The sequence below is a fragment of the Carboxylicivirga caseinilyticus genome (genome assembly GCF_050589785.1).
Taxonomy (GTDB): Bacteria; Bacteroidota; Bacteroidia; order Bacteroidales; family Marinilabiliaceae; genus Carboxylicivirga; species Carboxylicivirga caseinilyticus.
Window position 1 is genome coordinate 1 of the sequence record NZ_JBNGOX010000062.1, and the last position, 24,797, is coordinate 24,797.

25 protein-coding genes are annotated in these 24,797 nt (G+C 35.8%); 9 read left to right on the forward strand and 16 right to left on the reverse strand.

What is annotated here, in order from left to right:
- Nucleotides 1-321: 321 nt before the first annotated feature.
- Complete coding sequence (locus tag ACRD62_RS21260) at nucleotides 322-1,536, forward strand: phage integrase SAM-like domain-containing protein (protein ID WP_430822114.1); 1,215 nt, start codon at nucleotides 322-324, stop codon at nucleotides 1,534-1,536.
- 82 nt (nucleotides 1,537-1,618) lie between these two features.
- On the opposite strand, the gene ACRD62_RS21265 is transcribed toward ACRD62_RS21260, so the two are convergent.
- Both ACRD62_RS21265 and ACRD62_RS21270 read right to left on the reverse strand, forming a co-directional pair.
- Nucleotides 1,619-2,854 (reverse strand): type II toxin-antitoxin system HipA family toxin, encoded by a 1,236-nt coding sequence (locus ACRD62_RS21265; protein ID WP_430822115.1) that lies wholly within the window; start codon nucleotides 2,852-2,854, stop codon nucleotides 1,619-1,621.
- Nucleotides 2,855-2,871: 17 nt separating this feature from the next.
- Nucleotides 2,872-3,147 (reverse strand): helix-turn-helix domain-containing protein, encoded by a 276-nt coding sequence (locus ACRD62_RS21270; protein WP_212219493.1) that lies wholly within the window; start codon nucleotides 3,145-3,147, stop codon nucleotides 2,872-2,874.
- Between the two features lie 330 nt (nucleotides 3,148-3,477).
- Here ACRD62_RS21270 and ACRD62_RS21275 point away from each other — a divergent pair, with 330 nt between their 5' ends.
- From ACRD62_RS21275 to ACRD62_RS21310, 8 genes are all read left to right on the forward strand, one after another.
- Nucleotides 3,478-3,774 (forward strand): TOTE conflict system archaeo-eukaryotic primase domain-containing protein, encoded by a 297-nt coding sequence (locus ACRD62_RS21275; protein ID WP_430822116.1) that lies wholly within the window; start codon nucleotides 3,478-3,480, stop codon nucleotides 3,772-3,774.
- A 181-nt stretch (nucleotides 3,775-3,955) separates the two neighbouring features.
- On the forward strand, nucleotides 3,956-4,474 hold the full coding sequence (locus ACRD62_RS21280) for a helix-turn-helix domain-containing protein (RefSeq protein ID WP_430822117.1): 519 nt from the start codon (nucleotides 3,956-3,958) through the stop codon (nucleotides 4,472-4,474).
- Nucleotides 4,475-4,685: 211 nt separating this feature from the next.
- On the forward strand, nucleotides 4,686-6,173 hold the full coding sequence (locus tag ACRD62_RS21285; RefSeq protein WP_430822118.1) for a B12-binding domain-containing radical SAM protein: 1,488 nt from the start codon (nucleotides 4,686-4,688) through the stop codon (nucleotides 6,171-6,173).
- 85 nt (nucleotides 6,174-6,258) lie between these two features.
- Nucleotides 6,259-6,609 (forward strand): cupin domain-containing protein, encoded by a 351-nt coding sequence (locus ACRD62_RS21290; RefSeq protein ID WP_301201851.1) that lies wholly within the window; start codon nucleotides 6,259-6,261, stop codon nucleotides 6,607-6,609.
- Between the two features lie 30 nt (nucleotides 6,610-6,639).
- The gene (locus ACRD62_RS21295) at nucleotides 6,640-7,419 is read left to right on the forward strand and encodes a sensor histidine kinase (RefSeq protein ID WP_430822119.1); all 780 of its coding nucleotides are present in this window, start codon (nucleotides 6,640-6,642) and stop codon (nucleotides 7,417-7,419) included.
- Nucleotides 7,420-7,647: 228 nt separating this feature from the next.
- Nucleotides 7,648-9,966: a glycosyltransferase family 4 protein gene (locus ACRD62_RS21300; protein WP_430822120.1), complete on the forward strand. Its 2,319-nt coding sequence runs from the start codon at nucleotides 7,648-7,650 to the stop codon at nucleotides 9,964-9,966.
- 6 nt (nucleotides 9,967-9,972) lie between these two features.
- Entirely contained in the window at nucleotides 9,973-10,902 is a 930-nt protein-coding gene (locus tag ACRD62_RS21305) for a glycoside hydrolase family 130 protein (RefSeq protein WP_430822121.1), read from the forward strand.
- A gap of 65 nt (nucleotides 10,903-10,967) precedes the next feature.
- Complete coding sequence (locus ACRD62_RS21310; RefSeq protein ID WP_430822122.1) at nucleotides 10,968-11,981, forward strand: glycosyltransferase family 4 protein; 1,014 nt, start codon at nucleotides 10,968-10,970, stop codon at nucleotides 11,979-11,981.
- A 49-nt stretch (nucleotides 11,982-12,030) separates the two neighbouring features.
- Here ACRD62_RS21310 and ACRD62_RS21315 read toward each other — a convergent pair whose 3' ends face one another.
- The 14 genes from ACRD62_RS21315 to ACRD62_RS21380 all read right to left on the reverse strand — a co-directional run.
- The gene (locus ACRD62_RS21315; RefSeq protein ID WP_212219518.1) at nucleotides 12,031-12,222 is read right to left on the reverse strand and encodes a cold-shock protein; all 192 of its coding nucleotides are present in this window, start codon (nucleotides 12,220-12,222) and stop codon (nucleotides 12,031-12,033) included.
- A gap of 87 nt (nucleotides 12,223-12,309) precedes the next feature.
- Entirely contained in the window at nucleotides 12,310-12,558 is a 249-nt protein-coding gene (locus ACRD62_RS21320; RefSeq protein WP_430822123.1) for a lyase family protein, read from the reverse strand.
- On the reverse strand, nucleotides 12,548-13,717 hold the full coding sequence (locus ACRD62_RS21325) for a cation:proton antiporter (RefSeq protein WP_212219520.1): 1,170 nt from the start codon (nucleotides 13,715-13,717) through the stop codon (nucleotides 12,548-12,550). The genes ACRD62_RS21320 and ACRD62_RS21325 overlap by 11 nt, the downstream gene beginning before the upstream one ends.
- Before the next feature lie 38 nt (nucleotides 13,718-13,755).
- Entirely contained in the window at nucleotides 13,756-14,229 is a 474-nt protein-coding gene (locus ACRD62_RS21330) for a hypothetical protein (RefSeq protein WP_301201842.1), read from the reverse strand.
- 132 nt (nucleotides 14,230-14,361) lie between these two features.
- Nucleotides 14,362-16,833 (reverse strand): plasma-membrane proton-efflux P-type ATPase, encoded by a 2,472-nt coding sequence (locus ACRD62_RS21335; RefSeq protein ID WP_430822124.1) that lies wholly within the window; start codon nucleotides 16,831-16,833, stop codon nucleotides 14,362-14,364.
- A gap of 45 nt (nucleotides 16,834-16,878) precedes the next feature.
- Entirely contained in the window at nucleotides 16,879-17,316 is a 438-nt protein-coding gene (locus tag ACRD62_RS21340; RefSeq protein WP_301201839.1) for a hypothetical protein, read from the reverse strand.
- 119 nt (nucleotides 17,317-17,435) lie between these two features.
- Complete coding sequence (locus tag ACRD62_RS21345; protein WP_363320294.1) at nucleotides 17,436-17,585, reverse strand: phosphoketolase family protein; 150 nt, start codon at nucleotides 17,583-17,585, stop codon at nucleotides 17,436-17,438.
- Nucleotides 17,586-17,847: 262 nt separating this feature from the next.
- The gene (locus tag ACRD62_RS21350) at nucleotides 17,848-18,321 is read right to left on the reverse strand and encodes a universal stress protein (protein ID WP_301201838.1); all 474 of its coding nucleotides are present in this window, start codon (nucleotides 18,319-18,321) and stop codon (nucleotides 17,848-17,850) included.
- A 173-nt stretch (nucleotides 18,322-18,494) separates the two neighbouring features.
- A complete protein-coding gene (locus ACRD62_RS21355; protein ID WP_430822125.1) occupies nucleotides 18,495-19,361 on the reverse strand; it encodes an SPFH domain-containing protein in 867 nt (288 codons plus the stop codon).
- Between the two features lie 345 nt (nucleotides 19,362-19,706).
- Nucleotides 19,707-20,135 (reverse strand): Hsp20/alpha crystallin family protein, encoded by a 429-nt coding sequence (locus tag ACRD62_RS21360; RefSeq protein WP_430822126.1) that lies wholly within the window; start codon nucleotides 20,133-20,135, stop codon nucleotides 19,707-19,709.
- 24 nt (nucleotides 20,136-20,159) lie between these two features.
- Nucleotides 20,160-20,321 (reverse strand): hypothetical protein, encoded by a 162-nt coding sequence (locus tag ACRD62_RS21365; protein ID WP_430822127.1) that lies wholly within the window; start codon nucleotides 20,319-20,321, stop codon nucleotides 20,160-20,162.
- A gap of 185 nt (nucleotides 20,322-20,506) precedes the next feature.
- Nucleotides 20,507-21,976, reverse strand: coding sequence for a glycoside hydrolase family 130 protein (locus ACRD62_RS21370; RefSeq protein ID WP_430822128.1), 1,470 nt, complete (start codon nucleotides 21,974-21,976; stop codon nucleotides 20,507-20,509).
- Nucleotides 21,977-22,220: 244 nt separating this feature from the next.
- Nucleotides 22,221-23,198: a DUF6371 domain-containing protein gene (locus ACRD62_RS21375; RefSeq protein ID WP_430822129.1), complete on the reverse strand. Its 978-nt coding sequence runs from the start codon at nucleotides 23,196-23,198 to the stop codon at nucleotides 22,221-22,223.
- Between the two features lie 264 nt (nucleotides 23,199-23,462).
- Nucleotides 23,463-24,797 (reverse strand): DUF3987 domain-containing protein (locus ACRD62_RS21380; protein ID WP_430822130.1); only part of this gene is annotated, 1,335 nt, incomplete at its 5' end.

Here is a 24,797-nt window from a genome sequence, read left to right on the forward strand (position 1 = left end):
GAGTGGTCGAATGCGGCGGTCTTGAAAACCGTTGTACCGCGAGGTACCGGGGGTTCGAATCCCTCTCTCTCCGCTGAAAGCGAAAGCAATTTAAAGTAAAACCCTGTAAGTCTTGACTTACAGGGTTTTTTAATGCGCAATATTTTGCAAAAAGAAGCAAAAAAACGCAGTTTTTCGGTGGATTTCTGGTGGACTAAAAAAGTCCTCATTTTAGTCCACCAGAAACGGTTAAAAAAGCTCTGTATTACGCTGTATTGCTCGGTTTTAGATTACATCAAAATGAACTCATAAAAATAATTTTAACATCAAAAATTTATTATTATGAGTGGACTTGAGACCATCAAAATCAACTTCTTCATAAAGAAGACAAAATTGCTTAAAAACGGAGAAGCTCCAATCTTCGTTCGAATCATTATCAACAAGGAAAGAGACGAGTATGGCTTAAAGCAAAGTATTCTGCCTAAACAGTGGAATGAATCCAAACAATTCGTAAAAGGTAATTCTGATCAGGCTGAGAAAATCAATCAGCTCATTGAACTTCACAGAACAAAAATCCAATCATATTTTAATTTTATGACTATGGATAACCAACCTATTAATCCAAGAATTCTCAAAGAAAAGATGGTTGGTAAAAAAGAAACCAGACGTACTATCCTGAAAGTTTTCCAGGAACACAATGATAATGCAAGAAAACTAATCGGTATTGACTTCGCCCCTGATACTATTCAACGATACGAAACCTGCTATATGCACACCAAAGACTTTATACGTTGGCAATACAAACGTGAAGATATTGCGTTAGAAGATCTGAACCATCAATTCGTACGTAATTATGAGCTATATCTAAAAACCGAACGTAAATGCGCTCATAATACTGCCATTAAGTATTTAAAGAACTTTAAGAAGATAGTCAGAATTGCCCTGGCTAACGGCTGGATGAAGAAAGATCCATTTGCGACCATCAAATTTAAATTAAAACCTGTTGATGCTATTTATCTAACTAAAGAAGAACTGGATACCTTAATAAAAAAGAATATTAGTATGGAGCGATTAAGACAGGTACGTGATGTTTTTGTTTTCTGCTGCTTTACAGGATTAGCCTTCTCTGATGTAAAATCATTAAAAAGACAACACATCACAACCGATGCAAACGGAATTACCTGGATTCATAAAAAACGTACTAAAACAGATCAAATGAGTACCATCTTTGTAATTGAAGCTGCTAAAAAATTAATGGCTAAATATAAAAACGAACCGGAACTTATTGAAAAGGATGCTGTCCTACCTGTATTGAGCAATCAAAAAATGAATGCATATTTGAAAGAAATCGGAACTATCTGCGGTATAGATAAACCTATATCAACACATACAGCCAGACATACCTTTGCGACTACAGTTGCTTTAGAAAACAACATGCCTCTTGAAGTTGTATCAAAGACTTTAGGTCATTCCAGCACAAAAATGACTCAGCGCTATGCCAGAACGACAGAGGCTTTGATTAGTAAGAATATGGAGAAGATTGCGAATTTGTATTAAAAACAAATAGGCTTAGAGCAAATATCGCGATATGCGATATTTGCTCAAGACTTATATTTAAATTTCATGCTAATAAAGGTCGTTAATTAATTTGATTCACTCCATTAATTGCCTTTTGGATCGTTATAATAGCATTTTGTGACACGCCACACTCTTTAGCTATTGAGTCCCAATGAGAAACTGCATCTTGCACTTCTTCCAATATCAGCTCCGGTTTCTTTATTCCAAAATGTAAGCCTAACTCCAACAAATGTTTCCTTCTCGGATTCTTACTCTCTCCTGCAACCATTGTGCTATGAAAACCATATGCTGAATTTGAAAAAGTGAGATCATATACAGGTGCAAAACTCCAATTACCTTTGACATCCATTAAAAAAGAGAAGTTCTTACTATGATCATCCCGATTGTGAGCAAACACATTAAAAGCTGCCAGACGTAATACTTTTTCGTATGCTTTCACATGTTTTTCAAGTTGAAAGGCACAATCCATTAAATGACCATAATCCATGGTGCTCATTCTAAAATTATCATGCATCAATCCACTTGCAGTATGCATGTGAATTCTTTTCTCTTTTATTCTGTCAAAGCGTTTTGTACCAAAGTATGTTTGTCCCGAGCGTCCTGTGAATAGTTTACAATCGCTCATTACCAATCCGGCTTTTAAAGCCATCTTATGGTAAGCGTATTCAATATTAGCAATCTCTTTAGGGTCAGACGATGATGGAAATTTAATCAGCCAATCTTCAAAACCTCCTGCCAGTTTATGATGACCATACATTAATTCTTTGGTGACATTATTATACCCAACAAATATTTTAGGACGTGCTCCACCGGAAGAACCACCTAAAGTAAATAGCTCTTCAATTATATCAGAATCGCTTCCTTTCAAAATATGATCCATTTCCCGGGCTATCATATCCAGTTCAATTTCAGATGATATTGCAACATCTTCATCAAACCTTGGCTTGTAACATAAAGCACCCATACCCTTATCACCAACGTAAGCTAATCGATCCAATGGAGTTATATTTTGCATATTTACTCCCTTCGACGCAAGTGTACTATCTAACAACAACCTTCCCCAACCATCAGGTAACGAATCGTTAAAAACACCATACAGTCCATCAAAGGGTTCAAAACCGGCGGAATTGATTTTATTATTATAATGCAGCTTAATTGGTGAAATATTGATACCATATTTCAAAAAATCAGTATTATAGCGAAAGTAGATTGTTCGATTATCTCTTACCATTTCCCCTACCTCATAACTTTGACCTTCAAGCTCCAAAGACACTAAAATATTTTTTATATTTTCCATAACAGTTTCTTTACCTACTATTTAGTCGAAAAAAGATCCTCAATATTGCCTAAGTCTTCTTTGGGTTGGAAAACTAATTTAAAATCTTCCAGCCTATCAAGAAGGTGAGCTAACTTAAGCAATGATTCCAAAGATATTTGTCCGGTAGTTTCAAAACGTTTTAAGCTACCTAAAGAGACACCAGATCTCTCTGCCATATCTGATTGTGATAACTTTAATTGTTTACGCAAGGCTTTGTGGCGTTTGGCCAATTCCTTACCAATTTCATAGGGCGTTGGATTAATTGAGTACATATAGCTAATATTTTAGTCAAATATAACCTCTTTTTCATTATTTAGCTAATATATTAACCACTATATTACAAAATAACATTTATCACTCGATTATATAAGTTGGAGGCCGTAGTCCTAAACTAAAAATTTGCTTTTATAGAGATAGATATCATTTTCTTTGTAATGATTAGCTATCTAAAACTTAATGAGCAATATAGATCATCATATAGAACTGATTCAACAACTCTTTAAATGTCGTAAAGATGTTTTTGCTATCCGTTGGGAAAAAGGAAGTAAAAAGGTTATATGCCTGCATATAGCTACGATTCGTATGCTTACAAACAATATTAAATGAGCGGTGATACTTTAGCAAATTTTAAAGACAAAATAAGAAAACCACTCACATCCAACGAAATTAAACTTCATCTTGAAGGCAAACATTTTAATGGTATCTATCCTCTCTTAGAAGATAACACCTCCTGGTTTTTAGTTACAGACTTTGATAAAGAAAACTGGAAGGAAGAATTCGCACTCTTTCAAAAAAATGTAATGAATATAGCACTTCTGCATATTTTGAACGTTCATAATCTGGTAAAGATGCTCATGTTTAGATCATTTTTTAAAAACCACTACCTTAAATTAAGATAAGAAAAGCATTTATAACATTATACCTAAGAGCCTCATTTAATAAGCTTTGAAATCGAAATTATAAAACTTTGATACTTGCTACTTTATATACTTGTTAATAATCATTAAATTTAGATATTTCAGTTCTAATATGTGAATATTGAAAATATATATTAAAAATATGGTATGTATACGCTGCCAAATGGTGGTTAAAAGTGAACTGGAAAAGCTCGGTTTAAACTATATTTATGTCAATATAGGCGAAGCAAATGTTACTGAGAATCTATCTGATGATCAGTTAAAAAAATTAGATTATAGTTTGAGAAGATCAGGACTGGAATTGATGGATGATAAAAAAAGTATTCTGGTTGAAAAAATAAAAGTTGCTATTATTGAACTGGTACATTATACTGATGATCAAATAAAAGTAAACTTATCTGACTACCTTAGTGAAAAACTTAATCATAACTATACATATCTGGCTAATCTATTCTCAGAAGTTAAAGGGATAACTATTGAAAAGTTCTTTTTGACACATAAAATTGAAAAAGTTAAGGAACTCATTGTTTATGATGAACTAACTCTTTCTGAAATAGCTTATAAAATGCACTACAGCAGTGCGGCACACTTGTCAAATCAATTTAAAAAAATTACAGGACTTACCCCATCCCATTTTAAGGATCTCAAAAATAAAAGGCGCGACACGCTCGAAAATGTGTGAATTATGTAATTTTTTATTAGAAATCTATAACGCCTCCATTCTATTGTTTCACGAACTTTAACCTTAAATAGTTGAAGCAATTTTAATGCATTAGAAAATTTACAACTGGGCTGAATATTTAAACTTCATTTATAGCCAGTTCTTCCTCAATAGTTTACTCAAAACTTATTTTTCCAATGCAATTAAATAAACCAACGCAAGAAAAATAGGCATGAAAATATTATTTGTATATCCACTCTATCCCGATTCCTTTTGGAGTTTCAAGCATGCGTTAAAGTTTATTTCAAAAAAAGCTGCTGTTCCACCTCTTGGATTGATTACTGTATCGGCAATGCTACCCTCCAATTGGCAGAAAAAACTGATCGACCTTAATGTTTCTGAACTTAATTTAAAGGATATTGTTTGGGCCGATTATATATTCATCAGTGCGATGTATATTCAAAAAGAATCTGTCAACAAAATAATTTCAGAATGTGTGAAACTTAATAAAAAAATTGTTGCCGGCGGTCCGCTTTTCACCCAGGAATACAAAAATTATCCCCTTATTGATCACTTTGTTTTAAATGAGGCTGAAATTACATTACCCTTGTTTCTCGCAGATTTGTCTAATGGGCAACCTAAAAAAATATATACAACCGATCAATATGCCGATCTATCCCTTTCGCCTGTGCCTGATTATCATTTGTTGGATTTGAAGAAATATGTCTTTATGAACATACAGGTATCACGAGGGTGTCCTTACTCATGTGACTTTTGTGAAATTACGTCGCTTCTGGGTCACAAGGTAAGAATGAAAAACACCAGGCAAACAATAAAGGAACTGGAGGCATTATATCAACTAAATTGGCGAGGTCCTGTTTCGATTGTTGACGATAATTTTATAGGTAATAAAAAGGAAATCAAGACACATTTTTTACCGACATTAAAAACATGGCTGCACAAGCACAAGTATCCATTTGTCTTTAATATTCAGAGCTCAATTGATCTGGCTGATGATAAAGAATTAATGTCCTTAATGATTGAAACAGGTTTTACCTCAACTTTTATTGGGATTGAAACACCCGATGAAATAGCGCTTCGTACGTGTAATAAAGTGCAAAACAAAAATCGCGATTTACTGAAGTCCATAAGAACAATACAAAATTCAGGTCTTCATGTATCAGGTGGCTTTATTGTAGGTTTTGACAGTGATACCCCAAGTGTTTTTCAGCGGCAAATCGATTTTATTCAAAAGAGTGGAATTGTTTCGGCCATGGTTGGACTATTGAATGCCCCAAAAAACACAGTTTTATACAAGAGGTTAGAAACCGAAAACAGGTTGACCACAGAGGCAACGGGTAACAATACCGATTCATCAATGAATTTTATACCCAAAATGGATCTAGATGAATTATTGGACGGATATAAAAAAATAATTCATAATATATACGAAGCTAAACCCTATTATAAAAGACTCCGACGTTTGTTGATGAATTACAATAGTCTATACAAAAGGCGAAAAAAAATCAATTTCTCTCTAATAAATGCATTCTTAAAATCGATGTATGTTATAGGGATCGTAAATAAAGGAAGAATTGAGTATTGGAAATTACTTATCTGGACACTATTTAACAAACCAGGATTATTCTCAGATGCAGTAACGTTTGCAATTTATGGATATCATTTCAGAACAATATATGGACTCAGACAATCCCGGTAAAATGTGTGAATGATGTAAATTAAACCTTCAATAGTATAACACATGGTTCTATTGCTTAAAGTACCTTTAAGTATAAACAAAGCATATGGAAACCACTGAAATGGAAAAATCAAAGTCGCATATTTTAATTGAAATTATTGAATATGTTCCGAATTCGGTGGTAACAAAAACCATTATAAGAAAAACTACAGGAAATGTAAGTGTTGTAGCTATTGATACCGGAGAAGCTCTTGCAGAAAAAATATCGCCCTTCGATACGTTCATTCAAATTATTGAAGGTACCGCAGAAGTAGTAATTGACGAAAATAAAAACATACTGAAAACCGGTGAAGGCATCATAATCCCTGCTCATACATCAAATAATATTATAGCAAACCAGAGGTTTAAAATGATTTCAACTACCATTAAGAGCGGTTATGAAGCAGTTCAAATTTGAAAGGATTTTATATTAATGAAATGAAGAATCATGAAAGAGCTAAAGCTTATTAATCATTCAGAAGTTATATCAAACCATCAGTTTTCAAAGCAAATTGAGATTAAAGAAAAAAAAATCATTGCCGACAATAAGAAGCTTATAGCAATAATTGGGCATGATATTAAATCACCAATGAGTTCCATGATAAGTTTTTTAGGATTGTTAAAAGAAGGTGCATTTGAATGGAATAGAAATAAGGTTGAAGAATATATTGAAATCGCTCTAAAATCTGCTGAACAAACAATGAAACTACTTGATGGTATTCTTATATGGGCTTTGGCTGAAAACTATAATAACTCATTTCAACCTGAAATTATTGACTTAAAAGAAATCCTCATTGAAGAGGCTGATAACCTTGAATTATTTGCATCGCTGAAAGATATTAAAATTACGCTGCCTATTATTTCTGAAATAAAAGTGTTTGCTGATAAAAACATGGTTAAAAGTATATTGAGAAACTTAATAAGTAATGCCATAAAGTACTCACATTTGAACGGAAAAATTGACATAAGTACATTGAGTAAGAACAATAGGTTTCTTGAGGTTACTATTAAAGATTATGGCGTTGGAATGGAAAGCAAAGTAAGTAATATACTTTTTGATTCTGGCAAAAACATCTCATTACCTGGTACAAATAGTGAAACAGGAACAGCATTTGGTCTATCACTTTGTAAGGAGTTTATAGACATTCACAATGGTAAAATATGGATAATAAGTAAACCTGGAAAAGGAAGTGAGTTTAAATTTACTTTACCTCTGGGAAAACTATAGAATAAATTTAAACTAAAAACAAACATCATGTCAAAAGAAAAAGAAAGCAAAAAAAACAACAAGAAAGCACCCGAAAAAACACTAAAAGAGAAGCGGATAGCCAAAGAAGCCAGGCGCAGAGAAAAAAACAAAAAAAGCGAAGTCTGACTTAGGTATTCCACTCACTTATGGGTTAATTCCCTATTGTTAAGTATTGCATCTATCAATTTAAGAGAAAAGAGGATAAAAATGAAAATTGCATATATAGGAACATACCCACCCAGAGAATGTGGTATTGGAACATTTACAAATGATTTGTTCAACTCAATGGTTAATAATCTTTCCAATGAAAACGATTCAAACGAAGGGTTTGTTGTCGCATTAAGTGATTTTCCAAATGAATATGAATATCCCGATGAAGTAAAAGGTATTATCAGACAGAACAGGCAGGAAGATTATCTGCACGCTGCAGAATTAATCAACTTAAGCGGGGCTGACCTTTGCATACTAGAACACGAATTTGGCATATTTGGCGGCCAGAGTGGTGTTTATATTTTGCCTTTACTGCATCGGCTAGATGTCCCTCTTATCGTTACATTACATACTATTCTCAAAACACCTTCCTATATCGAGAAAGCAGTTTTACAGGAAATCTGTAAAATGGCCAATAAAATAGTTGTAATGAGTCATAAGGCCATTGAATTTTTGGTCGACATTTATCAGGTACCTGCTGATAAGATTGAATTCATTGACCATGGAGTTCCTAACCTACAATTCGATAGTCAAATATCGCGAAAAGAATTAAAAATTGACACCAAAAAAGTACTAATGACATTCGGCTTTATTGGACGTAACAAAGGTATTGAAACAGTTATTAGAGCTTTGCCAAAAGTTTTAGTAAGGCATCCCAATGTTATTTATATGGTTTTAGGTAAAACTCATCCCAATGTTGTCAGACACTCCGGCGAAGAATACCGTATTTTTTTAATGCGCCTTATCAAAAACCTTAAACTTGAGAATAATGTCGTTTTTCTGAATGAATTTTTGGACGTTAAAGACCTGTTCAAATACCTGTCGGCCACCGACATTTATATTACACCATATTTGAACGAAGCACAAATTACCAGTGGTACATTATCCTATGCCGTTGGAGTGGGATCAGCAGTAATATCAACACCCTATTGGCATGCAGAGGAACTATTGGCCGATGGCAGAGGCCGACTTTTTAACTTTAATGATTCAGAGGAACTTTCCTTCATAATAACAGAACTGTTTGACCATCCTGAAAAATTAAATTTGCTTAAGAGTAACGCCAGAGCTTACGGACAGAAAATAACTTGGCCAAAAATCGGCGAGAAGTATTTGAAAGTAGCTCATAAGGTTTTGACAAAAAAAGTCGAGAAAATAGCAAATAAAGATACCATAATGGACCTGCTTATTCTGCCACCATTTTCAATGGTACACATCAACAGATTAACCGATGACACAGGTATTATTCAGCATGCAAAATTTGGCATCCCAAATCTCAAAGAAGGTTACTGCCTCGACGACAATGCACGTGCTTTACTGATGGTATTAATGGCGTACAAACAAATAAAAGACTCCAGGGCACTTGAACTGTCTCCGGTTTATTTAAGCTATATCCACTATATGCAAAATAAGGATGGCACGTTCAAAAATTTCTTAAGCTTTAGCAGACATTATCTCGACGAAATAGGTTCTGAAGATTCATTTGGCCGAACAATATGGGCATTGGGGTATTTACTGGGAAACGCTCCCAATGATGCCTATTATCAAACCGGGAGAGAAGTATTTTTCAATGCTGCACCTAACTTTGAAAACTTAAAATCCATACGTAGCATTGCAAATACCATGATTGGAGTTTGCTATTATCTTAAATCAAATCCATCAGATGATTCCATGACGGAAAGGTTACGGAATATGGCCCACAAGCTAATTCAGCAGTATCACGAAAACGAAACTACAGATTGGCATTGGTTTGAATCGTTATTGGCTTATGATAATGGTATATTGCCACTGGCACTGTTACACTCTGCCGAAATCCTGAACGAAGATAAAGTATTGGAGGTTGCAATAAATTCAATGCAATTTCTAACCGCACACACACTTAATGAAAATTACCTGTCTGTAATTGGTAACGAAAAATGGTATAAAAAAGATGGCGAACGCTCAGTATTTGCCCAACAACCCATCGATGCTATGGCCATGGTTTTAATGTACCATCAGGCATTTATTGTTACAAAAGACAAGGAATACCTGAACAAACTGTACATTTCATTTTTATGGTTCTTAGGTGAGAACGATTTAAGAATGAGCTTGTATGATTTTGAAACCAACGGTTGTTGCGATGGCTTTGAAAGTTATGGAGTAAATCGTAATCAGGGCGCTGAAAGTTCGTTGGCGTATTTAATTTCCCATCTAACCGTTTTACAGGCTTACGAAGAGTTTCACACCATCGACATTAAAGCCAATGAGGAAAAACCGAATGTAAGAGATGATGGTCAATTGCCCAAAAGCCCTAAAAGAGTCTGGCAATCTAATTCATAAAAACCAATGCTAATAACCAGATATCAATATAATCCTATTCTTACAAAGATGGATGTGCCTTATCCGGTAGCAACAGTGCACAATGCTGCAGTAGTTAAGCATCACGGTAAATATATCATGATATTCAGGTCACATAAGCTTAATGGGCGTAGCGTATTGGGAATAGCCTACAGTGAAGATGGTTACAACTTTAAAGTAGATGATAAGCCATTTATGGTGCCGGCTATCAAGGGAATTTTTAAAGAATATGAAACCTATGGAATAGAAGATCCCCGCATCGTGTTTATCGATGATGAATATTTGATAACATATAGTGCGTATTCAAAACATGGGGTTCGAATTGGGCTGGCAAAAACAAGAGATTTTAAAACCGTTGAACGATTTTCATTAATTACCGAAGCCGATTATCGAAACGTAGTCATCTTCCCTGAAAAAATTAACGGACTATATGCCCGACTGGACCGCCCACATTCAGAGATATCGCCATGGTCAATCTGGATATCGTATTCGCCTGATTTAAAATATTGGGGCGAGTCGAAACTTATCATGAAACCCATGCAATACCATTGGGATGAGATGAAAATTGGTCCGGGAGCACCCCCCATAAAAACACCTCATGGTTGGTTACATATCTATCATGGCGTTTTTCCTACAATGGACGGCTGTGTGTATCGCTTGGGGACAGCTTTGCACGACCTGTTGGATCCATCTTTAATTATTGCTGTTGGAGATGAATGGATTCTCCAACCTGAGGAAGATTATGAAATATCAGGCTATGTACATAATGTAGTTTTTTGTTGTGGTGCAGTTTTAGAAGATGACGGCAACCTGAAAATTTATTGGGGTGGAGCTGATACAGTCATGTGTGTGGGAACTGCAAATATTGATGTATTAGTCGACCATTGCTTGAACAATAGCAGGCCAGCCTTGGGTTGAATCAATGATTGTGGCAGTAGCCGCAGTAACTGATTACTGTAGCTAACAACTTTAAAACTGAAACAATGAAAATAGCAATTCTATCCTCCATAGCATGGCGTACACCACCTCTTAAATATGGACCCTGGGAGCAAGTCGCTTCAAATATTGCAGAGGGACTAATTGAAAAAGGACTTGAGGTAACATTATTTGCAACCGGAAATTCCATTACGAAAGGAAAATTGTCATCGGTAATCGAGACACCCTATGCCGAAGATTCATCTGTTGATCCCAAAGTTGCAGAATGCCTTCACATCAGTAATTTGATGGAACAAGCTGATTGTTTCGACATCATTCATAACAATTTTGATTTTTTACCCCTTACCTATTCAAATTTAATTAAAACACCAATGGTCACAACCATCCATGGCTTTTCGTCTCCCAAAATCATTCCGGTATATAAAAAATACAACCATACTACTCATTATGTTTCCATAAGTGATTCTGACCAACATCCAGAACTTGATTATATTGCTACTGTGCATAACGGAATTAATATTGAAGAGTTTGCTTTCAATAGTGAACCTGATGACTATTTACTTTTTTTTGGCAGAATTCATCCCGATAAAGGAACTTATGAGGCGATAGAAATAGCTAAAAAAGCAAAAAGAAAACTAATCATATCCGGCTTAATACAGGATCGGAAATATTTTGATCAAAATGTGAAACCATATATAAACAATGATGATATAATATATGTGGGAAATTCTGGCCCAAAAGACCGTCAACGAATTCTAAGTAAAGCTTTTGCCTTATTACATCCTATACATTTTGCGGAGCCATTCGGATTGAGTGTGGTTGAAGCCATGGCTTGCGGCACTCCTGTTATTGCTTTTAACCTTGGCTCCATGTCTGAATTAATTCTTCAAAATAAAACAGGTTTCCTTGTTTCTAACATAGCTGAAGCTCTTGATGCTGTAACAAATGTAGAGTCGATTAATCGGCATTATTGCTACGCTAGGGCATCTTCTTTGTTTAGTCGTCAAAAAATGATAGAAGGTTATTTGACGGTATATGAAAAAATTCTCAGAATTATATGAAAAAGTCCCGCAAATTGCGGGACTCAAGATCTTTAAATGGTTATATAAACTATGCTAGTTTAACATTAACTGCATTTAATCCCTTTTTTCCTTCTTGCAAATCAAAAGTTACTTCATCGTTCTCCGATATACTATCCTTTATACCTGATGAATGCACAAAATATTCTTTGTTTGAATCTGCATCTTTGATGAATCCGAATCCCTTCGTTTCATTGAAAAATTTCACTGTTCCTTTGTTCATTTTTAAAATAAATTTCGCTAAATAAAAAAAACTAATTATCCACAAATTAGCTTTAATTTTGATATTAGTCAATGATTTAACGCTTTTCTATTTAAATACCTGACCAACAATTACCATAAGAGTAGTAGACCCTAAAATTTCACCTATCATGTCCGGTTTAAAAACATTGAATTCGAAATGGCCGCCTGAACCGGCCGTATAAATAGTTGTGTCGTTGCCCAATATTTGAAAGCAAACCATTGTGACAGCCTCTACTTGTTTGGGATTGACTTTACCCGGCATTATCGATGCCCCTGGTTTGTTATTGCTATAAACTACAACTTGATTACCCTCCACCCCCGATAATTTTCCTCGACAAATTGATCCAAAATGGGCTTAGAAACAAGGTAAGCGCAATAGCACTAATTACTAATTGGTAGTCGTAAATTTTAATAATACCTAAATAATAACCAGATGATCCTAAAATAAAACTGAATTCTCCAATCTGAGATAGCAATGCACCTGCATAAAAACTTGTTTTCCAGTCTTTACAAAAAATACGCATGGTCAAAACATTAATGGTATTATTAACAATAAAAACAATGAGCACAAGTAAACCAATAGTAAATGCATTCTCTTTTAAAAACTGCAAATCAATTAACATCCCAATAGAAACAAAGAATAGGGCAACAAACATTATTTTAAAAGCATGTAGGCTGTCATGTACCCATTGGATCGATTTGGTTGATGATAATATAATGCCTGCAATAAATGCCCCCAATGCTGATGATAAACCCAAAAATGCTGTTAATATCGAGAATCCAAAACACAAGGTAAACGCAACAAACACCTGCACTTCATGGTCTTTTTCAATATATTTCATGAAGGGAAGTTTAATTTCCTTCTTTTTAAGAATATAAATGATTATGCCTATAATCAATACACCGCCAATTAACTGTTTCAGCATTTGGGTTATATGCGGCTTATCTCCTCCCATATAACTCATAATGATAAGCATAGGTACAATTAAAATATCCTGAGCGATAAGTACACCAAGCACATTTTGTCCCACTTTTGTCATTAATTCGTTTCGTTCTTGTAAGAGTTTTACTATTACTGCTGTACTACTTAAGCTGATAACAAACCCCAGCATAACAACCTGATTGATTTTCCAATTAAAAGTTGCACTCAGAAACCACACAATTATTATACTTACACTTATCTGAATTAAGGTTCCCAATACAGACACCCTCCAGTTTGTTATTAAATTTGGCAGATGAATTTCCATTCCTACAAAAAACAACAACAAAACCAACCCCAGTGACCCAAGATTGGTGATTAAAATTTCATCAGTGATAAGCCTAAAACCGTATGGCCCAACCAAAACACCTACAATTAAGTAGGTTACGATAGAGGGCTGTTTAATTACCCTGAGCAAAAAACCTACAACCAAAATAATCATTGACAGTATGACAAATTTGGAAAGTACAGGATCAATGAGAATTGCAAAAATCATATCACGTTTTGATTATTAAATACTATTTAAGACATAATTTACTGATTATATACAGTAAAACTTTTTAAAGCCTTTCCCAGTTCTTCCATATCATGGTTGAGTTTCTGTTTAAAAGAATCCCATTTCTCAGAACCATCATTTTTATACGTTTCGATTCTTTTGCTTATTTCGTTCTTTTTTAATTCCAATTCTGCTATTGCATCTTCGTATTTATTTTTAATAGCATTGGTACTGAAACCCCTTGAAAACAAAATTCCACCGGGTACTATATCTTTCTCTTTCTCAATTTTCTCAAGGGATTCATCAAGAGCAATATCAAGTTTTTTCTTTGATTCACTAAGTTCTTTTTTTGCAAGAATTAGTTTTTGTTTGGCTTCATCAACTTCTTTTCTGGCATAGTTTAGCTTCTCCTTTGCTTCATCCATTTTTTTCTCTAAAGATTCGCATTTGGTTAAATCTTCGCCTTTAACAAAACCAATAACTGTCAGGTGTTTTAATACTTTGTTTTTCATTGTATTATTTTTTAAATTAGTATTCAATATTTACCCAAGTTACCTCCATGCTCAACAAAAGGCGTTACATAACTTCAAATATATATTACAACATTCACACCTTTAAGGCACAAATTAGGATTAACTACACAGCTATTGTGTATTTGTTTTTCCGGGATCAATAACCCGATATGCCAATAATTTCAAACGATCATTGAACAGAAACCAAACCAGTGCATACCCCCAAACAAACAGTGCCCAGCCCCAGCCAAGTGGAGTCATAAACAATCCATAAACGGCTATCAGAGTTGATATGATTTGGGTGCCGACTACGGCAATCCACAAAATTCGGGCAGGTCGTATAGACCAGAATGGGCCACGTGTTCGGGTTAAAAAGATGGTAAGGTGACCTGCAACTGAGAGTTTCAAATACATTAAGGTTTGGATGTGTTCGCGGCCGAGATGAAAAACACGTTCACCCAGATAAAATAAACCAAATGCGGAGATCACACCAATTACACCCAGCACTGTTGAAATACCCAACACCATTCTCATATTCCATGCTTCGGGTTGATCTTTGTATTTAACCTTGTCATAGGCGATTGACAGGATGGCGCCATCGTTTAGAAGGGCCAGCATCACAATCATGACGGCTGTTACCGGATAAAAATTGAATACCAGTATTGATAAAGTCATAAATAGCAAAATGCGAAGTGTTTCGGTTATACGGTAGATGGCGTAACTGTTCATTCGCTGGAATATATTGCGGCTTTCTTTAATGGCATCAATAATTACCGACAGGCCCGGAGCCATCAGTACAATAGATGCAGCAGCCCGGGCGGCATCGGTTGCTTCGGAGACTGCAATACCGCAATCGGCTTTTTTTAATGCAGGCGCATCATTTACGCCATCGCCTGTCATACCAACAATGTGACCCATTTTTTGCAACACATCTACAATGTGAAACTTGTGTTCGGGAAATACCTGCGCGAAACCGTCGGCCTTTTCGATAGACGTGGCCACTTCTTCAGTCTCGACTCGTTTTGAATCACCCAATCCTCTGGCATCATAAATTAACGAGCCCATACCCAATTTTTGGGCAGTTTCTTGAGCAATGGCCAATGCATCGCCTGTAACCATTTTAATTTTAACTCCCATTTTGAGTGCAATAGCGATTGTTTCCGCTGCATCTTCTCTTGGAGGATCGAACAGAGGCAACACTCCATCGAACTGCCATTTGCCTTCTCCATTGGTATGGGCAACACCCAATGAGCGAAATCCACGAGCTGCAAATTCATTGACGGCCTCATCCACAACAGACTTGATTTGATCTGTATTATGAACCAATTCAAGAATTACTTGCGGTGCTCCTTTGGTTACTTTAAATTTCTTGCCATCTTTATCTTTAACAGTAGCTTCTGTGCGCTTGTGTACCGGATCGAAAGGTTGGAAATGAACCACTTCATAGTTATTCAATTCATCATTATTTTTAAGACCTCCAAGTACTGCCAGATCAATGGAATCATTATTATCGGCTCGCGATGCCAATGCCCCATTCAAGATCACCTGGCCACCGGTAATATTATCCATAAAGAAAGGATCACCCAGCGTTAATTTATTTTGGGTAAGGGTACCGGTTTTGTCTGCACAAAGCAAGTCAACTCCGGCCAGTTCTTCAATGGCCACCAATCGACTTACAATGGCCTCTTTTTTCGCCAGTAAGCGAGCTCCAACTGCCATCGTTACCGATAAAACGGTCGGCATAGCAACCGGTATTGCTGCAATGGTGAGTACCAAAGCAAACTGCAAGGTGGATAAAATCGGGTCGCCACGATAAATGGCTACTGCAATAATTATTGCCACCAAAGTAACTGCGAGATAAATAAGGTAGTTGCCTATTTTTAATACCGCTTTCTGAAAATGACTGACAGTATGCGCTTCCTGCACCAATTGTGCTGTTTTGCCAAAATAGGTGTTTGTACCGGTAGCATAAACCAGAGCCCCAATCTCACCACGGCGAATAACTGATCCGGAATATAAAGCTTCACCAGGATTACGTGTTGTGGGAAGTGATTCGCCTGTTAATGCAGATTGATCGACCTCAATGGAATCTCCTTCCAACAAACGAGCATCTGCAGGAACAATATCACCCAACCGTAACCGGATAATATCACCAGGCACCAGTTCACATGCTGATGGATTGACCCATTTTCCATCCCTTTTCACCCTTGCTTTTACAGCCAGTTTGGCTTTAAGGGCTTCAATAGCATTGCCTGCTTCATGTTCTTCCCAATATCCTATTACTGAATTAGCGATTAGCAAAATAAGGATAATGAAAAAATCAGGCCAATGCCTGGCAACTGCTGATAAGATTACTGCTGCCTCAATCATCCAAGGTATAGGGCCCCAAAAATAGGTGAGGAACTTTAGTAATAAATTGGTTTTCTTTTCTTCTATCTCGTTGGGTCCGTATTGAGACAGCCTTTTTGTTGCTTCGGCCTGTGTAAGGCCTTCCTGTGAAGAACCCAGTTTTTTCATCAATTCGGATACAGAAAGAGACGTAATATCGTCTGCTACATTGGAATTTGCATCGGCATCTCTATTACTCTTTGTATTTGGGTTCATACTTCACAATCGATTAATGTGCTGTTTTATATTATGGAATTACCTCTACCCATCCGTCAATCCAGGTATGGGTATGGGAAAGATAAAATCAATCAGGACATTGTGATGTGCTCTTGAAATATGATCTTTAAATGATTTCATACTTTGATGCACATCAATAACGTACTTTTTCCCCAGCCTTTTTAGTATTTTATCAAGATTTGCCAATTCCTTTTTGATAGCTGCCTCCCTGCTAATTTTATCTTTCGGCAGTTCGTTTTCGAGTTGTTCCAGATTTTTTCGAAAGACTTTGTCCGCCTCCAAATAAAATTTCGTGAGAAGCGGATCGGAGGTAAATGTTTTTATATGTGCAAATTCAATGGCAGCTTTTTTTTCGGCTTTATCAAGGGTATCATCAAGACTTGCCGCCAGAATTGAAATATATGCAGGGTATTTTAACAATGCATCTGTTTGCTTGTTTGTAAGACGTTTAAATATTTTCATGTCAGGTGTTTTTAAGTTGGAGCGCTTTGCATTTTCATATTGGATCATTCCATTTTCAGTTAAATATCTCAGGCATATCCAGACCATATTTTTCATTGTATTGCTTGTGTTTGACAGGTTCATCCTGCATAAGCCTTGAGGTGTGCTCTCTTATTGCCCAAATCCGGTATCCTATTGATTACATCCTGAACCAGATGAAATCTGTCAAGCTTGCTGAGAACGGGCATGTCAAAGTAGGTGGTAATGGAACGTATTGATAAGTTGTTCAAGTATTATATTCACACAATAACATCATTTGCAATCCCAAAACTCTTCTAAACATTTCTGTTACCATTACTACAGTCTCTAAACCACTTTGATCTATTGCATTACTTCTGCATCTTTCACATTTAGTATTGCGTCAACTTTACGATGAGGATAATTGGGGTACTAAGCACTTATCTATCTGGAATAAAAACAGTAGCAAAATGACATTGCTTTGGTAAATCATTCATTCCATATAGAATCATCCTTACAGATGAAGTATCAAGTTCATCCTTCTTGTTTTCTCGTTGGAATAATGAAAAGCGGTATAGAAGATTGCTTTAAAACTTTCTCAGTTACGCTTCCAACGAGCATTTCTGCTAACCACTTATGACTGTGGGAACCAATAGCAATAATATCAGCATGATAGTCTGTTGCAGCCTTTATGATCGTTTCGGCTTGCTCACCTTCCTTTACGACTGTTTGGATGTTCTTGTCACCAAGGTGTTGTTTCATTTTTTCAAGATAATGTTCCGATGCCAATTGAAGTGTTTCAATGCTATTTAATTCCAAAGGACTCACGTCCATAAAACCGGTAAAGCCCATAATCGGAGAATAATCTGGAGTAGAATAGTAAACCGGATCTATTATTACATGCAATAATATAACCTTAGCATTCATGGCTTTTGCCATTGAGAATCCCACTTCCGCTACCTTTTGCGCAGTAGGTCCATAATCCAAAGCAATTAATACCTTTTTCATTCGTTTATATTTAGTCGTTTAAATATCAGATGGAACTCCCAAAAAAATAATCATCCTCGCATGTGAGAAAACTTTTATCACGGTTGTTTCATTTTTCCTGATTTTGAATAATTACCATTTCTATATTGCAAACGAATTTTTTAAGTTATTCAAGATTTCACCTATGTTACATCCTAATCGTTTTTGTGTTTTCTTTCAAGCGGAAGTAATCCTGCCATATCTCCAATAATGTTCACTAATTCAGAACCTGTTGGAATAACTATTTTAGCATTGTTTCCTAAAGATGCTTCCAAGGCCTCCAATTTTCTTAACATTTGAGCATTCCCAATAAAGTATTTGTCGGCAGCTTCGTTTACCAGCTTTATAGCTTCGGCTTCTCCTTCTGCATGCAGGATTTTAGCTCGCTTATAACCTTCAGCTTCTTTAATTTTAGCTCGTTTCACGCCATCAGCTACTGTTTCAGCTGCTGTAGCTGAATCTATGGCTGCTATTTTTTCGTTTTCGGCTTTTACAACCTTGTTCATTGTTTCCTGCACATCTTTGGGCGGGTCTATTTCTTTTAACTCGGTGCGAACGATATCAATACCCCAACTCTTGGTTTCGTCATGCAGAGTTTTATATAGAGCATCGTTAATTTTTCCACGTTCACTGTTGGCCGATTTAAGTGTTAGTGTGCCGATGATATTACGCAGTGTTGTACGAGCAAGGTTAACAATCTGCCAGGTGTAGTCGTTTACATTGTAGATTGATTCTTTAACGCTATCTTCATCTGCTTTCACCCTGAAGTAAACCTGTGCATCAACACTGGCATTCAAATTATCATTTGTGATGATTTCCTGTGGCTCTGCATCTATCATTTGTTCGGTTACATTTACCAGATAGAGTCTGTCGACAAGTGGTATAATCCAGTGAAATCCTTGATTGGCAAAACTATGATATTTTCCAAGCCTCTCAATAAGTCCGCGATGGGTAGGCCTTACAATTCTGATTCCTGTGAAGAATATAATTACTACTGGAATGATTAAAAAATAATAAATCATAATATTTTTCCTTTGTTTTAGTTACAAATTTTCAACAATATCAGCCATTTCATCTTTGCTTCTACATCATTATATATGCGACCATTCGAAGCATCATTATTGTGTTATGTTTTTATAGCAAGATCATGGGTAGTTAGTATTGGGAGATCGAATTTTTTAGCAGTTGATTTAAAATGATACATCCTGCCAAAACTTTTCAAGAAACCAGTATATTGTGATGTGGTGCTCATAAAAAAAGCATTTGGATGGTTTTTTAATTCCTATAGAATGAAGCTTAGCATTTCAATCAATATAAGTATGTCTATCTCTAACAGGAGCTGCCTGTTTAAAGCCACCCTTTGCCATCTATCCAATTTCGATGTGTTTTGGACCTTTTTCTTTTGCTTCCTCCCTTTTGGGAATACTAATAATTAAAATGCCTTCTTTGTACGTAGCTTTAATAGCCTCTTCGTTTACGCTGGTTGGTAAGGTAAAGGAACGTTTAAAGGATGTGTAGCTAAATTCCCTTCGTGTGAACTTTTCATTGTCATCTTCTTTTTTCAATATTTTTTCAGATGAGATGGTAAGTACATTGTGATCAATATCAAGTTTAAAGTCTTTTTTCTCCATACCAGGTACTGCCATTTCAATATCAAATTTATCAATAGTTTCTTTGACATTCACTGCAGGTATTGATAGCCCCACGTAAGATTCTTCATTTGGCCACATTGACCCGGAGAAAAAGTTATCCGTCCAAGCGGGAAATAATGTTGGATTTTTTAGTTTTGGATACATTTTCTTTGTTTTTAAGGATATAAGTTATTTTCTGGATAATTGCTTATCAAAAATGAGCCTGATAAGTATGATTAAAACTGCTACTGCAAGTAATAAATGAACAGCTCCTGAGGAATTAAATCCCCAAAAAATGATTCCCCAAATTACCAGCAACAATGCTGCAATAACATAAAGTGAATTTTTCATGACTCCTCTATTTGTATAAAAATCTTTAGTAAAGTTATGTTGACTTAAAGAAGAAAGCATTACATAACTCTGCATATAATTTACATCATTCACACTTTTTTAGATGGAGTAAATTGGAGGAAGGAAAATGATTGAATCTTAGAGAGGTTCAGTAAAACAAAAAATAAACGGGGCTCTGAAATTCTTTATTCTGAACCCTTTAATTCATTGAGAAGTTCATTTAAATTAACATGGGCGTAGGTAGATGCGTAATCTGACATGGCGTATGGAATAATCAAATCATCGTTATGCACAATTGATCCGCAAGAATACACTACATTAGGGACGTAGCCTTCTCTTTCTTCAGAATTTGGAATTAGAAGAGGGGTTTTTGATCGTCCTATTTCCCTTTCAGGATTATTAAGGTCATACAAAGCTGCTCCTAAAGCATATTCACGCATAGGGCCTACTCCGTGTGTGATAACCAGCCACCCATCTTTAGTTTCAATAGGTGACCCACAGTTACCAATTTGGATTAGCTCCCATGGATATTTTGGTTGTTGTAATAGCTGTGCCTCACGCCATACAGTAATACTATCTGAAAAAGCAATGTAATTATTAAATCCGTCGATTCGGCAAAGCATGGCATATTTACCATTTACTTTTCGCGGGAAAAGTGCCATCCCTTTATTTTTAGCAATCTCGCCATGTAAGGGCATTACCTTGAAGTGATAAAAATCTTCGGTCTCCAGCAATTTTGGCAAAATTGTGGCACCATCATAAGCAGTGTATGTGGCGTAGTATTTAATTGTGTTGTCGTCATCTACAAACTTAACAAAACGGGCATCTTCAATACCGTTCCTTTCATTTGCTGAAACCGGAAAAATCACTCGTTCTGAGATATTTGTATCCAACGAGAACTGGAGTTCGTAATGCGATGATGCCAGCCAAATGATTTGATTGAAAAGAAACTCTTTATCAGATGCTAAATGCACAGCTTTGCGGGCATCTTCTATACATTTTCGAAGTTCGCCATAAGTAAATTCTTCTTTTAGTTTATCCAAAATTAACGCAGGCGGAATGATTCCATGTACTTCCATTTCATCCAACTTATGGGCAAACAAGCTTTTAGTATAAGTGTGACGACGGATATGTTCCGCTTCTTCCAGCAGATTGCCAATTGGCTCAAGAGTCAACTTATTGTTTTTATCAATAATTCCTGTTCTGAAAACAATTGATGAAATATGTCCCTCCCCTGTAGCCCTGAAGCTTACTATAACTCTTTTTGCTCCCGGACTAATTTCGCTCTGGTCAGGATGCTCTACCATTGATGGATTAAAGAAAGCAGCCGATTCTATTGAATATTCCATGGTAAAATAGGAACCAATGAGAATTTTTTTGGAATACCCGATCGAATCTGGTAATACATTCATAAGAGGCAACAGGTACACAATTCGATTAAAATGCTTCTCAAATATTTTAGAAATGTTCCGATGACGCATCGAATAGTCCCTAAGGGTTTGCTTTAATGCAAAGGAGGCCTCATCTTCATTCATCTCTACTACAAAACGTATCGTATTGATTGCCCTTTGTTCTTCTGTAAACAGAAATCGAGCTATTACTCGACTTGGATCTGGGTTGAATGTGATATTTTTTCTAATTACGGATACTAACATTATCTAAATTTTAGTAAAGGTAACTGCAATTATTGGATATAAACATTGTTTAATTACATTTATCACTGGTAATTACTATTTAAATGTTAGGAGTGGAAATCGAATGTTTTGGTAATTTGGAGTAGCAATATGGCGACCATTTTTGAGAATTAAAATTGCTCTTATTTATAATATCATCTTCTGTATTATAATTCCTCTCTAATAATTTAAAACAGATTCATGTAATCAATTTTGAATATGACAACTAAATTGTAACACCCAAATCAAATATCTCCAATAATAGATTTAAATAATCATTCCTTTTTTTAAACCTATCTAGAAGCGCTTCCGGACTTGCATTATATTGTTCTTTTTTAATAGAGATAACCAAGTCAGCTATATCATCACCTTCATTTAAATCTGTATACTCCAGAACGGTATTTACACGAACATCAAAGCAAGCACTTTCGGCTATCTTGCTCCACTTCTCAAATGCTTTTCCTTTATCAGGAAATAATGTAACCTGGTAATCTATGAGGGTATTGAGTTTTTGTAGATTGAGCATTTCAACGGAGCCTACAGCTATCCAATTATATTGCGGATAATACAACGCACCGAAAATGGCATTCTTTTCACCTTCTGCAATAGCAACTGGCCTTGATTTATTGATAAGTAGATGTTCGCCAAAGAAAACTTGCTTCAAGTTAAAGTCCTTTTGTTTGATAATATGATGCACCCAATTGATGTAGCCATTACGTTTTAATGTATGAACATCATATTGCATTACTTTACCTGTTCGTACTTGCCCTACTCGATTGACTTGCCAGAAAATTGTTTTATTTCCTTTGGCAGTACCAACGTAATACCTCTGTAATACCTCCCAAACCATATGCTCCGGAAAGAGTTTACTCAATCCTATAGCAAAGTTATTTTGGTGATAATTGGTAAGAGAGGTTAGCATTAACTTTGGGTCAATACATGAAGGTGGTTTTACAATTGTTTTTGATTTAGGCGTCAATGTATAATAATCATCCGGTTCGTATCCGTTTTTCTCAAAGTACATTTTAGGTGTAAAATGGTATGCACATTTTTCTACCCGGTTACATCTCCCGGTATAATTTGACAAATACTTGTTGGTTTGGTGGTCTACATACCTGGTAAAAGTCCTTTGATGACATTTCGGACAATGATACCTGGTTGATCGACCTTTGTATTTTTCCAATGAATAGCGAATATCTGGCATAAAGGAAAGTTTTTTGTTTTAGTGAAGTTTATGGAGTTGTGGAGGATTGTTGTTTTTCAAGTATTTACGACTCCATACAACTCCACTCACTCCACAATTCCATCAAATTTGCGATAATGATTGAACTATCTGTGGTGCCCCATACTCCACAGTTACTACACTCAAACTACACACGTAAATAATTGTGAATCAACCAAACTCCACAACTACGCAAACTCTACAATATTCCATATTTTTCTCTGAGCCTTTATGGCAGCAGTAAGATTAATTGAGCACATCTGTTTCGTAAACACCTTTCTGTTTCTTATGCGCCAGTTTTGTATTGCTCAGCAATTGGTAGGCATATGATTCCTTGGCTATATTGAGTTTATTGGCCATCTCAATAAACTCTTTGTTGGTAAATTCCCGTTTGCCAATCTTCTTTAAAACCTGAAATACCTTACCTTCCTTTGAATTGTCCTCATATACATTTAAAACCATGTGATTTAGCTTTAATGCATTAGAAAAGAAATAATCCTTAAGCATAATGGCTTTCTTCATTGAACTTTCGCTTACCTGCTCGATCACCTGCCCTTCAAAAAAACTATTGGAGACTTCAAGGACCAGGGCAAACCGTAGTATATATCTATCGAGTTTTGACAGAATTCCAGATATGGCAGCATCCTTATTGGATGGCTTTACGTGTTTGTTTACTTCATCAATAAACAAGTCCTCTGCCTTCTCTGATAACGGTAACTCTATGGTATTAATACTCTCATTAATTTTATCCATCAATGCTTTCATCCTCGAATGAAATTTCTCCACCATATAATCATCCGGATTTTTTCTTTGGATATATTTCTTTTCCATTTTTAATGGAATTGCAAAAAGAATCCGCTCAAAGAAACCGTCTTTAATATCCTTGGCCTTAAAGGATGCAATCACATCGTCCTGAATACTGCCAATGATTGAAACACAAGGCATACTCAATGAAGAGCTTTCAACTTCTTTACGATCCAGTGAAATAGGTGCACCATCCCATATGGATAAAAACTGACTTTGCTTTGAGGTTCCGCTATAACCAATCAAATTCAATATAAAACTCTTAAACTCATCGGGCATCAATATCATACCATTGGGATTTTGCTTATGGATATTGATGAGAGCCTCAAAAGTCGGGTCGGTAGAATACAACTTTTTCTTAGTCGGTTTCTTTTCACCTAAATCAGGATCATAATTAGCTATGGCTGCTTCGTATTCCTGGTCGTATTGCTTTTGCAGATTTTTTATGGCTTTAAAGGCTGTTTTTAAGGGCGCACTTTTATTCTGCCCTGACTTACCTACCAAAACCACCCACATAGATGGGTTTTCTATCCATTCAATATGTTTACGCAAATGATACGAATTACCAATTATCCCAGCTAAGGCGGTAAAAATGCTTACAGCAGTATAATCGATGTTATAATTTCCATTGTCGTATAGCTCAATTATGGTATCCTGGATAAACTTCGGAAATATACTTAATGGAAATTCAGATTCCTCAGCTGTTTTCAATCTTAAGTTGGCTTCTTGAAGAGACATCTTACCAAACGTAAGATGCGACCTCCCCAGTTCTGTTTT

Excerpts from the sequence above, each read along its gene's own strand:
- ACRD62_RS21260 (WP_430822114.1), top strand. The coding sequence starts at position 322 with ATGAGTGGACTTGAGACCATCAAAATCAACTTCTTCATAAAGAAGACA.
- ACRD62_RS21265 (WP_430822115.1), bottom strand. The coding sequence starts at position 2,854 with ATGGAAAATATAAAAAATATTTTAGTGTCTTTGGAGCTTGAAGGTCAA.
- ACRD62_RS21270 (WP_212219493.1), bottom strand. The coding sequence starts at position 3,147 with ATGTACTCAATTAATCCAACGCCCTATGAAATTGGTAAGGAATTGGCC.
- ACRD62_RS21275 (WP_430822116.1), top strand. The coding sequence starts at position 3,478 with ATGAGCGGTGATACTTTAGCAAATTTTAAAGACAAAATAAGAAAACCA.
- ACRD62_RS21280 (WP_430822117.1), top strand. The coding sequence starts at position 3,956 with ATGGTGGTTAAAAGTGAACTGGAAAAGCTCGGTTTAAACTATATTTAT.
- ACRD62_RS21285 (WP_430822118.1), top strand. The coding sequence starts at position 4,686 with ATGAAAATATTATTTGTATATCCACTCTATCCCGATTCCTTTTGGAGT.
- ACRD62_RS21290 (WP_301201851.1), top strand. The coding sequence starts at position 6,259 with ATGGAAACCACTGAAATGGAAAAATCAAAGTCGCATATTTTAATTGAA.
- ACRD62_RS21295 (WP_430822119.1), top strand. The coding sequence starts at position 6,640 with ATGAAAGAGCTAAAGCTTATTAATCATTCAGAAGTTATATCAAACCAT.
- ACRD62_RS21300 (WP_430822120.1), top strand. The coding sequence starts at position 7,648 with ATGAAAATTGCATATATAGGAACATACCCACCCAGAGAATGTGGTATT.
- ACRD62_RS21305 (WP_430822121.1), top strand. The coding sequence starts at position 9,973 with ATGCTAATAACCAGATATCAATATAATCCTATTCTTACAAAGATGGAT.
- ACRD62_RS21310 (WP_430822122.1), top strand. The coding sequence starts at position 10,968 with ATGAAAATAGCAATTCTATCCTCCATAGCATGGCGTACACCACCTCTT.
- ACRD62_RS21315 (WP_212219518.1), bottom strand. The coding sequence starts at position 12,222 with ATGAACAAAGGAACAGTGAAATTTTTCAATGAAACGAAGGGATTCGGA.
- ACRD62_RS21325 (WP_212219520.1), bottom strand. The coding sequence starts at position 13,717 with ATGATTTTTGCAATTCTCATTGATCCTGTACTTTCCAAATTTGTCATA.
- ACRD62_RS21330 (WP_301201842.1), bottom strand. The coding sequence starts at position 14,229 with ATGAAAAACAAAGTATTAAAACACCTGACAGTTATTGGTTTTGTTAAA.
- ACRD62_RS21335 (WP_430822124.1), bottom strand. The coding sequence starts at position 16,833 with ATGAACCCAAATACAAAGAGTAATAGAGATGCCGATGCAAATTCCAAT.
- ACRD62_RS21340 (WP_301201839.1), bottom strand. The coding sequence starts at position 17,316 with ATGAAAATATTTAAACGTCTTACAAACAAGCAAACAGATGCATTGTTA.
- ACRD62_RS21350 (WP_301201838.1), bottom strand. The coding sequence starts at position 18,321 with ATGAAAAAGGTATTAATTGCTTTGGATTATGGACCTACTGCGCAAAAG.
- ACRD62_RS21355 (WP_430822125.1), bottom strand. The coding sequence starts at position 19,361 with ATGATTTATTATTTTTTAATCATTCCAGTAGTAATTATATTCTTCACA.
- ACRD62_RS21360 (WP_430822126.1), bottom strand. The coding sequence starts at position 20,135 with ATGTATCCAAAACTAAAAAATCCAACATTATTTCCCGCTTGGACGGAT.
- ACRD62_RS21365 (WP_430822127.1), bottom strand. The coding sequence starts at position 20,321 with ATGAAAAATTCACTTTATGTTATTGCAGCATTGTTGCTGGTAATTTGG.
- ACRD62_RS21370 (WP_430822128.1), bottom strand. The coding sequence starts at position 21,976 with ATGTTAGTATCCGTAATTAGAAAAAATATCACATTCAACCCAGATCCA.
- ACRD62_RS21375 (WP_430822129.1), bottom strand. The coding sequence starts at position 23,198 with ATGCCAGATATTCGCTATTCATTGGAAAAATACAAAGGTCGATCAACC.